Origin of the sequence: uncultured Streptococcus sp. (assembly GCF_963521865.1) — a bacterium.
GTDB lineage: Bacteria > Bacillota > Bacilli > Lactobacillales > Streptococcaceae > Streptococcus.
This window is the reverse complement of the sequence record NZ_CAUQWY010000040.1, coordinates 1-12,735: the sequence shown is the minus strand read 5'-3', so window position 1 is coordinate 12,735 and position 12,735 is coordinate 1. Positions and strand designations below refer to the sequence as shown.

General features: G+C 37.8%; 2 protein-coding genes and 1 pseudogene. All 3 read right to left on the bottom strand.

What is annotated here, in order from left to right; translation table 11 throughout:
• The coding region (locus RWO85_RS08650) for a YSIRK-type signal peptide-containing protein (RefSeq protein ID WP_314415343.1) at nucleotides 1–10,666 on the bottom strand (10,666 nt) is incomplete at its 3' end.
• A gap of 481 nt (nucleotides 10,667–11,147) precedes the next feature.
• Nucleotides 11,148–11,561 (bottom strand): annotated as a pseudogene (locus RWO85_RS08645) (hypothetical protein); the annotation flags it as partial.
• A 13-nt stretch (nucleotides 11,562–11,574) separates the two neighbouring features.
• Complete coding sequence (locus RWO85_RS08640; protein ID WP_314415342.1) at nucleotides 11,575–12,474, bottom strand: Rpn family recombination-promoting nuclease/putative transposase; 900 nt, start codon at nucleotides 12,472–12,474, stop codon at nucleotides 11,575–11,577.
• Nucleotides 12,475–12,735 lie beyond the last annotated feature (261 nt).

Sequence of the window (12,735 nt, the reverse complement as noted above, 5' to 3'; positions counted from 1 at the left end):
ACGTTGCGTCTGTTTGATTTGCTGTTACCGTTGGTGCTTGTGGCGTTGCTGCTTTCGTTGGATCCGTTGCGCTTCCTTCTGCACTATAGTCACTATTGCCGTTCTTAACTTTCGCTTTTACTTCGCTTCCATCTTTCGCTACTGTATGGTCGAATGTTACTTCTCCATTCGCTCCTATAGTGATTCCATTTCCGCTTGGTCCGCTCCAGCCTGTTTCTGTTTTCTTAATGACTATTTCTTTTGATGTTTCACTTCCACTTGGAATGTACGTGATTCTCATCTCATCAACGCCTGTTGGTGGCGTTACTTTCAACGTTGCGTCTGTTTGATTTGCTGTTACCGTTGGTGCTTGTGGCGTTGCTGCTTTAACTCCCACATACACCGTCAACGTATTACTTTTTCTTCCTTGACTATCAGTAGCCTTTAGAGTAACTGTATAATTCCCCGGTGGTGTTGCTTGTCCTGGTGTTTCTGTTAAACCAGATACGATTTCAAGAGTTGTTGAGCCGTATGGTTTATTATTCGCATCTGCAGCATTATCTTCTGGATCTGTCACTGTTACTAACTCTGCTAGCATTTCTTTAGTGATGGTAGTTCCTGAGTCATAGACTTTACGATTTGTTTCGCTACTTGCATCTGTTCCTTTATGTGATAGAACAGGTGCCGTATTCGTCACACCAACTACTTTCCACTTACCTGTCGCACTTGGCTCTTGACCTGCTTCTGGTTGGTTATATACACGAAGTCCTAATCCACTACCATATGATTCAGTATTATCTCCGCTTGCATTTTCTTCTTTAATATGAAGTTTTGTCGTTCCGCTTTGTTCATTTAGAGCAATACGAATATTATTTTCTGCTGGATTAGTAGTACTTACAGTTGAATTAATTCTTCCAACGTACCCATTCGCATTAGTAACTGCTGTATTATCTGCTCTTGTTGCATCTGTATGCCATGTACCATCTGTCCCACGAACTAGAACAATACTATTCGTTTTATTTCCTGATTCTTCACTGTTGTGGAATCGTAATTCTAATCGTTTCGCATCATGTGGTACTGTAACATCAACATGTTTGCTACCCGCAATTGTTGTATTAACTGAGTAGTCTCCCATTTCAACTGCTTTATTATCACTTCTAGTTGAAACCGTTCCCTCTGTGACTGTATTCTCCACTGTAATCGCTGGTGGTGTTGTAGTTTCACCATTTTTAGCGACTGATTGACGAAGTTTTACAGTAGCAGGAAGCGTAGCTGTCCATATATTACCGTTGATAGTTACTCCGCCATTATTTTCACTAGATAGAGTGGTATTATTCTCATCATTCAAATGAACTTTGACCACTCTATTAGTTGCATCAAATCCGCCTAAAGTACCACTCAATGTACGGCTAGTTGAAGTCACTGTTGCTGTATCAAAGGTTGGCTTTTGAGGAGTAACTTGGATGCTATTACTATTTGCAGATGATAAGTTATAGGCTGTAGTTCCAGTACCACCGGCAACTCTAACCACCGCATGAACTTTTTCACTATAAGTTAGATTATCACTATAATCATTATTATTAAATTCAACTGAACTTATTCCGCCGTTTACTGTCTTAGAAGCAACTTTCTTATTCCCTTGGAATAATTCAACCGTAACTGATGCTCCAGTTTCTAGTTGACTGTTCGTTGGAAGATTTCCTACCGTTACATTCGGTTTAGTCGCACCTTTACCATACAGGGCATCTTCAGCAATTATCGGCGCTTGTGGTTTGACTGTTAAATTCACAGTAATATTTTGATCATTGTAGTTAGCCGTACCATCTCCACGAGCATTTCGTACAGCTTCCCCAAAGTAAACATTGACGTTTTCGTTACGTTTACCAATTTTATTTTCAGGAGTATAGTTTTGATTGTTTTTCCACCAACCAATGATTATTCTACCTGGATTTAGCAACTTCGGATCGCTTAACTTGATAGTTCCTGCTGCAGTAATCTTACTAAATTCTGTTCCAACTGTTGTTTCTATCGTATCCTTTCCAGTCTCATACTTCGCTTCATTTCCATAAGTCTTGAACGTTACATTTTTTTCAATTCTTCCTGCTCCATTCGGATAAGTTACAACTATCGTTTTAGTAGTTATACCTGCTGTTGTACTTGGACTAGCTGGATTTCCATCTTTAAATGTAATAGTTGTACCCTCTGGTTTATTTCCACCTTCAAATTCTACATAGAAATCAGCTGTAACAGTTCTCGTACGTCCACCTGTTCTCCATACACTTGATGTTAATGGTTGTCCAACAATCTCATGGTATTCTGTCACTTCATTGCCGCCTACCTTACGATAAGTTACTTTTGGATATATCGTTACTGGAATATCCACATTTATCGCTGCATAGCCGTTTGCACTGACCGTTACAGTTTTATTCGTATTCCCCACTTCAGTTGTTGTAGGTATAGAATTGTCTTTCCAAGAGGCGCTTAAACCAGCAGGCATTTCCACAAAGTTACTTGGAGTATCTACATTGTCGATTGTTTCATCTTTAATCGCATAAATCGGCTTAGCTTTCACAGCAGCTATAGAGATTATTTTCTCAGCTTTATTTCCATTTTTATCTAGGACTCTTACTGTAATGTCTTTTTTAGCAACTGTACTTATTGTTCCTTTGATTGATTTTGTTGTTGCATCGTAAGTTAGACCTGTTTCCCCATTTGGTAACGAAACTTTAATGTTTGTATCGTCTACACCTACTCCTGCTCCATCCGATAAACCAAGAGGAAGACTGAACTCTTTTCCAACTTCTACAAGCGTATTATTCAATCCAATTGTTGGAATTTCGCGATCACCATCTTTAGAATTATTACTGTCATTTTCATCACTTGAAACTTCTTGGGCAACTACTTTTGCTTGAATTTTTGTTTGATCTTTAACTACTTGATCTTTCAAAGTGATTTCACCAGTAGTTGAATTAACACTAATTCCTTCTTTCTCACCACTTGTAATACGCCATTGATTATCAGTTCCCTTAGTAGCGATAACCGTTGTTCTTTCTTGAGGAGTTTTCGTCACATTCCCATTATCTTCTAATCGATTAGTGTCCGTTGGAGTGTATGTCACTTCCACTTTATTGACATTTGTTTCATTTGTATTATAACCAATTCTTACATCACCGTTGTTGTCAGGAGTTACTGTTGGTTTTGTTGGTTTAATTTTCACTTTAACTTTTACAGTTTTAGTCTTTGTTTGTGTTGCAGCAAAAGGTCCGTTTGCTGGACCACTAGCCGGTAACGTCACTCTTACTTCACGATCGACTTCGTCTCCACCGCGTCCTGTTACAGTAAGCCCTGACACCCATGCATAAGTAGTTCCTTCTGGTAATTCTTTCGATCCATTAATTAGCATTACTGCTGCTCTTGCTTGGTCGCTTGTTAATGAATCCCCACTATTTACTGTAACTTTATTAGTATCATTAGCACCTACATCAAATACCGTATGAACAATTTCACCTTCACGTCTTAATTTCGATAATTCATCTGTAGCCCTTGCAACGTATCTACCTGTTGGATAAGTTGCTCCTAGAAGATATTTATACTCTCCAGCTCCTGCATCGATGGATTTATTAATTTCTCTAGGCATAACATGCTCTCCAGAATTAGCTTTCGGCGGTACATCTTTGAATACTTTTCGCCCATTCTCTTCTGTTTCTTTTTTTATAAACCAATTCATGCCTCCTGTTAATCCTTCGTTTTTATAATAATCAGGATCATAGAACCAGTTAGGTTTAAGATGAACTCCTGCAAAATCATACAACTTATTAACAAGTGGGAATGATCGATACACTCTATACGGTATTTCTTTAGTCGTTGTAGCACCATTTGCAAATGTAATAGTCGCTGTAGCTCGTCTATCTTGGTAATCAAGATTTAAATTTTCTGTATCAAATGTAACATCAACTGTAGCACCGTTAGGTAACTCTTCTAATTGTCCACCTTCATTTACTCGTACTAATGTTCTCTTATCATCATCCGTTAATTTTTCATATTGGATAAAGTTAATTACTGGACGTACATTTAAGTTATACCCAACTTTGAAGAATCCTAGACTTTGTTTTTCAGTTTCATTTCCTGAAGTATCTGCTGTTTTAGCGATTAACTCATAAGATGCTGGATCAACAGTCTTAATAAGACTACCTAATACTGTTTCACCATTAGGATTAGTTAGCTCTTGACCATTTCTAACGACTTGAGTTTCAACACCATCTTTTTTCACCCAAACATTTAACTTATTACGAACACTATTAGTGTTTGAATCCGTTACATCATCTTTATCATAGTTATCTGTTACTTTTACAAGTGAAGATGCTGTGATAGAAGTATCTGTTAATCTTGGAGCATCATCTGCTGAAGTTCCCAAGTTGTTAGAGTCTGAACGTTCTACTACTGGTTTCGTTGAATCGATTGGTACGAAGTATAAGTTTACAACATTTGTTGTTGTGTTTTGGTTTTCATTATTACGTTCTGCTAATGATTGTCCATTCACGTATTTTGGACGTAAGTAAACTTGCGCTTTATGAATAGCTCGTTCACCATTCACAACATTATTTAATGTAAATCCTGGTAATCCATTTACTTCTCCAATTGTTACATTTTGAAGAGTTGTACCTGTTCCGTTAGCTTTACCATTCTCAACCAATTTATTCGCAGAGTTACTTACAGGTTGTCCTCCTCTTAATCTATCTTTGTCTACTAAGTCAAGAACATTGATATAGTCTCCATCTTTAAGGAAGGCTGTACCAGACATGCCGAAGCCATCTTCGCGTCTTTCAGCTTTACCTTTATTAACCCCTTGCGTTGCAACAAATGATGGATTTTCTGTATGGTTAACCGACCAACCTTCGCGAAGGTTTAACACTTTTAACACGTCATTAAAGTTAAACGACTGACCTTTCGTTGCATCATAGTAATAAATCAAACTACGGTTACTATTCACTCGATTATCAGATGGGTCATTTGACCATGCAAATCCTTTATCTGTATCACGCCCCGGAACTTTTAATCCTTCGATATTTTCGAATTTATAATCATTTCTGATATTTGCAAAACGAGTAACGAATCCTGCTCCGTTATCCTTATTCGGTGCTGTTTGAAGCCAAGCACGTTTTTTATCTTTGGTAATTACGATTTCTCCAGTATCAGAGATTTTAATATCATCATCACTTAGATTTAATCGAGGATTAGCATTTCGTAACGCAATACGAATACCTGTTTTTTCAGCATCATTTAACGTTTGATCATTAGCTTGAATAATACGGTTTGAAGAGTTTTCAGTGATTTCCAATCTTCCTGTAACAAGTTCTGAAGCGCTCGCACCTGAAAGTGTTGATATGCCATGTTTTACTCTCGTAACTGCATAAAGTTCTTCCCCTTCTTCTAAACCATTTGGACGTTTAGCTCCATAATCACTAGGTTCAAAAATCACGCTCGTACTATTACCAGCAACTTCTTTTTCTGCTAAGAATGTATTCGGATCTTTACTACTATATAATCTTACAAATCGAGTTGAATCTCTGTTAACATTTCCTGCTCCATCTCCTTTAGGAACAACATTAGAAACTTCGATTCTAGGTTTATTTCCTGCTTGACCATATAGAAGTTCTCCAGCAGTTGTTCTTTCTGCTGTACCATCTACAGCTTTTTTCAATGTAGGTGCGGATGGAGTGATAGCATAATAAACTGGCTTTTCAATAGTTGCAGGCGCAAATACCGTTCTAGTCTTACTATTATTATCGTTAATATCAGATGCTGTCGTAAAATTCACCTTAATCTTACCGGTATAATGCCCCATACGAACAGTGGCACCTTTTGATGCATCCGCGGGATTAGAAGATATCCCACGTGAACCTCCTGGTCTTTCCAATTCATAAGTTATTCCTTCTGGTAAGTAGGCTTTCCCTCTATCTTCTTTAGTTTCTGTGTCCACTACTTTCCAATAATCTACCGCAGAAATATTGTTTGTTCCACCTGTAACTTCAATCGATTGGTTATTGCTTAATCCAATAATTGGCTTATCAGCATCCTCGGTTCTATACGTATTTTTTAATTCTAAGTCGATGACACGATACTTGAACTTAAAGGTACTAACATCTGTCGAACCACTTCCTGTAACACGAATCGTTGCTTCGTGTTCTCCTAACGTTTGTGTATCCGATACTGTTCCACTTGCTAGGCGTTCGCTGTATGCATTTGCTTCACTATTTCTATTAGTTTGACGACCACCTGCATAGTTCGTTCCAGCCATTCCACGTGGTAAGTTTTGAATATTGATATCTTGGATAATTCCAGAATCATCCCATACTTTTAATTCTGGATTAAACGTTGCACCTCGTATAACCGTGAAAATAGGAGTTGTCGAAGTTGTTCCTAATGATATACCATTGATTGTTGCTTGTGGTTTCGCTGAGTCTTTGACGTTGAAGGTAACCGTTTTACGAATTTCTGCCGGTGCGTAGATAGTCATCCCATTAGCTGTCGTTGTCCCATTTTGTGCATTAGTTGGGAATAAAACTTTCGCTTCTTTTTGCACCGTTCCAACTGTCGTTAATGGAGTATTTTCACCCCCATTTACCCATTGGAATTGCATATGAGCCGGGAAGTATAAGTCGTTGTCCACAGTTGTTCCATTTACTGTGGTTGCTAAGAAATTGTGTGGGTCTCCTTGAGGTGTATTTGGTACAACTGTTTTTGGAGAATTTTTCAACACAACATCCGCAATAGTATATTGGAATTTATAGTTTTTCGTATTTCCATTCGCATCACTAACTGATACCGTTGCTTCTTGGATTCCTAAATTTGCGGTTGTTGCAACCACATTATCTTTAGTCAATTGATAAGTCGTTCCGCTCGGAAGATTCGTTTTGGCATTATCACGATTTCCTTCTTTATTGAACCAAACACCCTCTGGAACGCCAGATATCTTAAAGGTTGACACAGTACCTGAATTATCAGCTACTTTGAATGTAGGATTAAATGTAGCCCCACGGAAGATTACGAAACGATTATCACTAGCACGTTCCGTCAATGCTCTTCCATTCATCATAACAGTAGGTGCATCTCTATCAGGGTTTTTCGCTGTATCTTGATTAGTGTCACTTGTGTCACTGTTTAAGAATGTAGCTGTTGCTGTTACGTTTGATAGGTCTTTTACGGTTGGTTCTGTAATCGTAATTTTACCGGTACTACTGTCTACTGTAATTCCATTTGGACGTGTCCCTTGAATCCCCCATGAATTTCCATCTTTTTTAGCAATAATCGTTTTAGGATTAGTTTCATTTGTAGGAACGTATTGGAATGTTACTTTATCTGTATCTCCTTGTGGCGTAATGCTAACTGTACCATCTTGAGGTCCAACTACTAAAGGTTTTGTAGGTTTTGTCCCTTTCATTGGATCGATAGTCGTCATTTGTCCATCTGGATAAATAACTTTAATTTGGTTTGTACGACCTACAGTTGTGTCATATTCAAACTTCACACCATTATTTACTAAGTCTGGGTTTAGTTCTTTTACTTTTCTTAAGACTTCGTCTTTAACACTTTGCTTAACAGCACCATTTTGAACATCATTTCCTGTAAGCATACGAACAGGTGGTTCATTTGGCACTGCTGATAATACTTTAACTGTTAGTGTTTTAGATGGATTGGCAGTATTTGTCCAGTTACCAGCTTTATCTTTTGCATTTAGCGTAACAGTTAAACCACCAGTAGGAATTTTATATTTTCCACCATCTTGGTTTAATTGAATTTTCAAGTCACCTTTAATAGTGTCTCTTTTACCGTTAGCTCCTGTTACTCCACCGTCAGCTGTATAAGTTGTAGCTCTGGAGTTATAAGTTCCATTAATGGCATAGTTAGCATTTGTTCCTTTGGCGAATGCATCCATTCCATCCCCTAAGTTATCATCTTGCATTTGTACTTTTAATGAAACTTTACCATCTGTGCTTGGTGTTACGAATAATGTTACTTGGTTATTCGCTGGAGTTGTTGCCAATGTTTTTCCATTTTCACCTACTTGGATTGTAGGAGCCATACCGTCTCCAACTACTGTAGTACTAGCTGACATATCAGACCTTACATCTGTATGTTTTACATTTTTATAGTCTAAGTACGCTGAAGTTGGAATAATAGATTGGGCGTAGTATTTACCACTTTTAATTTGAACGCCATTAAAGACCGCATTCCCACTACTATTTGCGTTTACTGTAGCAACTTTTTCTGTCTTTTTAACTCCATTTTCTACATATTCACGGAATAATGTAATTGGATAACCATTCGTACCGTTTGATACCGTTAGGTTTTTCGTTTGACCACGAGAGTTTGTTAGATTTTCTGTGAATACCGGAGTTTTTGGTTTAATCGCAAACTTGATATTCAAGAAGTCCGCAGAGCCATCATTAAACTTACGTTTTACTTTATATTCTACTAAACCTGGCTTATCAGCACCGTGCATCCCGATTTGAGAAGCAGATAATTTATTCCCTTCTTTATCATAGAATTCAAATGTTTGACCAGCCGCATTCGCTCTATAACTTGATGAAGGTTGGTCACTTCCAGGTCTTGCAGTATATTGGTGCATGTCAAAGTTACTGTTATATCTACCTGAGTCATCAAATCCTAAGATACCATCAGCCTTAAAAGGTGCATAGTCAAAGTCATGTCCACCAAATCCATATGCTCCTTGAGGATATGCTGTATTATAATGTTTTCCTTGATTAATTAAGAATGTACCATTCCCAACTACGTGTAATGGATAGTTATCTGTATCAGATCTATCATATTTATGACGTCCGTGCCATTGTTGCGCTAAGATACGGCGACCCCATTGTTGAACACGATATCCAGCTGCATAGTACAGTTTATCCATTTGCGTATTGTTCGTGTTAGTTGTTTTAAACGAAATAGTATATTTATCACGTCCATGTAGTTGGAAACGATAAACAGCCGCTGTATTGTCAGCAATTTTTTCGAACATATCATCAGATTTTGCTGTTTCTCCAGCATCACCTTCTAAGCGACGGTTATAGTAACCGGGACTTCCATTTGTTCTTGCTAATCCTTCTAAACTATTTTCATTTGCGCCATCTGTTCTAATTCCAATTTGTGTACCATGGAATAAATTATTTCGAACTCTAGAGCCTAAATCTCCTGTACCTGCTACTTCTTCTGCAACTCCAACTTGAGGAGTTCTTTCAATCGTAATACTGCTATTGTCTACTACTTGTCCTTTTGGAATAGAGAAGAAGGCATACCCATCGTGTTGATCTTCGTGGGCAGCATTAAAGGTAATTGTCCATAAATATCCGCCCTTAACTTCGTTTACTTCTTCATATACTAAACGTTTAACATCTCTTACTGGAGAGTGAGTTCTGTTATTGGCTACTAAACTTTCTGTAAACGTGTGGAATAAATAAGTGTATTTATCATATGGAGATGAACCTTTTTGACCATCTTCATAGTAGAATTCTTTAGCAGTAGCGTAAGGCGTTGTATATGCATTAGGGAATCTAGAATCTCTAACACGATCATCTGCTGCACGTTCATGACGATTTGCAGGTAGTACTGCTTCAAGTTGAAGACTAGGTTGATTGTTAAGGAACCCTTCAGTAAAGTCACGAGCTTGTTTAAGATTAGCTAATGCTTTATTGAAATCTTCTTCAGACAACACTCCATTTTCATCAACAAGTCCAAGTTTTTCATTTAACTTATCGTAGTTACCTTTGATGGCAGCTACTTTAGCAGCGTCTGCTCCATTGTCTTGTAAGTACTTAACAATTTTACGCATTTCTTCTGCTAATGCATAATTGTCCGTACCGTTTGTGTAGGTTGGTAATTCTTTAGATTCAGTTACTTTATTAGAAGTCGCTGCTCCTACTGTTGGAGTTGCGTTTTCGCTATCTACTGGTTGAACTTCTGTAGTTCTTCCTTTTCTTCCACGAGCACTTCTAGCAGGTATTGCTGTTTCACTATTCGAAGCTTCTACCTCAGCACTACGATCTTTTTCTGATTTTTTAGTTTCTTCTTCAGAAACTTTACTTTCTTGTTTTTTTAATAACGCTTCTACAGAAGAAATGGTTCCCTTTACAAGTGTTAATTGTTGATTCACTTGTTCTTGTGTAGCTTCTTTATCCCCAAGCAGTTTTTTAGCTTCTACAATTACTGTATTAAACTTCTCTTTTTCTTCATCGCCTTTTACATTTGTTAATTTACTTTCTAGTTCTATTAAAGCTGTTTGTAAATCAGTGATGTTTACTGAAGAAGTATTGATGACTTTATTTTCCAAAGCATCTTGATTTACATCATTTAACAGAGTTGAGTTTCCAGTCTCTTTCTCAACTTGCCGATCAGGAGTAACAGAAGCTTGCGTAGACACTTCAGCTGGCTTGTTTATTTCCTTAGTATTTTCTGGCCTTCCACTAGTTCCAGATGAATCCCCTCCACTATTCATTGTAGTTTCTAACTGATGAGCATTAGGTTTAGCAGTTGCTGGAGTTACAAGTTCTGCAGCAGCTACACCTCCTCCATTAGCAAAAAACATTAATGCTGCTACGGCAACACTTGCAGCACCAAAATGGTACTTACGAATAGAATAACGGTATAATTTTTCACCATTATCATTAGACTTTTTACCAAACATAAACATGTCCTTTCTATTGTTTCAGTAGAATAAATTTAAAATCTTTTAAAGATACTATCCCAACAATATATTAATGTTTTTCAAGTGAAAAATCAAGTATTTACATAAATATCATCTAAAAATGTAAGCGCTGTAACGTTGATGTTTCAAGGTATTTTCACACGTTATATATATATATATATATATATATATATATATGCAATCCTTATTATACAGTCTTTTTAGACTATATAGTATAAAAAATTTAATATAAATAAAAAACAGATCTTACCTTTTGCTTCGGAAAAATCTGTCATTATTTTATTTTAAACGGTAGACTGCCTATCCTTACATTTTATAGACAGCGGATTGATGAAAGCTTATTATTGGGTAAAGAGCTTCTCCCGAAAAACTCCAACCACGGCTTGCGAACCTCATCTTTGCTGGTTTCTCTATATTTTTTTAGTTCCAAGAACGCCATCTTTACCGTTAGTGCTAATCTTTACAACAGCGCCTCAAATTCAGCGACTGTCATGCCCAATTGTTCACTAGCAACCTCAGCTGTCAGAAGACCTTGGCGGACTAGATTTACTAACATAGACAAACTTCCTTCAACTTTTCCACGCTCTAAACCTTGTTCAATGCCTTCTGCGAGACCACGTTCAATACCTTCCGCCCTAGCTGTTTCCAAGGCATAGTCCTGTGCTAACAAGGCTTGTTCTTCACGCATACGTAGTTGACTAAACATTTTCCTGTCCTCCTCGGGCCAGCTATTATAGTCTAGCAGTTGAGCTGCTTGACTGATGATTCGCTCTGGTTGCTGGGTAAAGGGTTTATTCCCGAAAAACTCCAACCAGGGTTTGCGAACCTCGTCTTTACTGGTTTCTCTGTATTTTTTAAGTTTTAAGAGTGCTATTATTGTGACGTTCTTACAATAGTGCCTCAAACTCATCGACTGTCATGCCCAATTGCTGACTGGCAACTTCAGAAGTCAGAAGACCTTGGCGAACGAGATTTAGTAGCATAGACAAACTTCCTTCAACTTTCCCACGCTCTAAACCTTGTTCAATGCCTTCCGCCCTAGCTGTTTCCAAGGCATAGTCCTGTGCTAACAAGGCTTGTTCTTCGCGCATACGTAGTTGACTAAACATTTTCCTGTCCTCCTCGGACCAGCTCTTGTAGTCCAGCAGTTGATCTGCCTGACTGATGGCTCGCTCTGGTTCTTGGGTAAAGGGTTTATTCCCGAAAAACTCCAACCATGGTTTACGAACCTTGTCTTTGCTGGTTTCTCTGTATTTTTTTAATTCCAAGAATGCCATCTTGACTAGATGGTTTTCCTGCCCATTATTGGTGATAGTTAATACCTCACCTGTCGTATCCTCTCGCATACTAAAGCTATGAAAAGCTAAATCATCTTGGAAATAATTACTATCTACAATAGCGATTGCGTATACTGGGGCAATATGTTTGTAGCTCTGGTGTGTATCACCTTCTTGTTGGCGAATTTTTTCGAGGTTTTGATTGACCTGACTACACAGATAAGCCCACAGGCGATTGATGAAAAAATTCTGATGATGTACTTGAATCTCAATGATTACTTGCGTTCCATTATCTAGTTCAGCTAAAACGTCTATACTGGTATAGAAATCCTGGGCCGAGTAGGGCAGGGAAGGCAAGACGTGAATGTTACTTCCCTCCAAAATGGTCACATTTTTGGTTGGTAAATCCAACATATCGCGAATAAATTGACAAGTGATTTCTGGATTGCTAAAGATTTTCTTAGCAACCAAGTCATTGGTTGGGCTGATGCCCAGATGACGTACAGTCATATTTCTTCTCCTTTCATTATACCATAGTTTTAAATCTAGATTGACTAGATTCGATGGTTCTATCTATTTATTCGGAAAAAGTAGAAAGAGTAGATAGAATTAGGAGAAATTTCAAACGATATTATTTATCTGAAAACGATGGACGCCCACCATAGATATTATAAATCTGATAAAAAACAAAAGAGCTAGCCTAAGCTAACTCTTACCCTATGCGGAGAGAGGGACTTGAACCCTCACGACCTAAAGCGGTCACAGGATCCT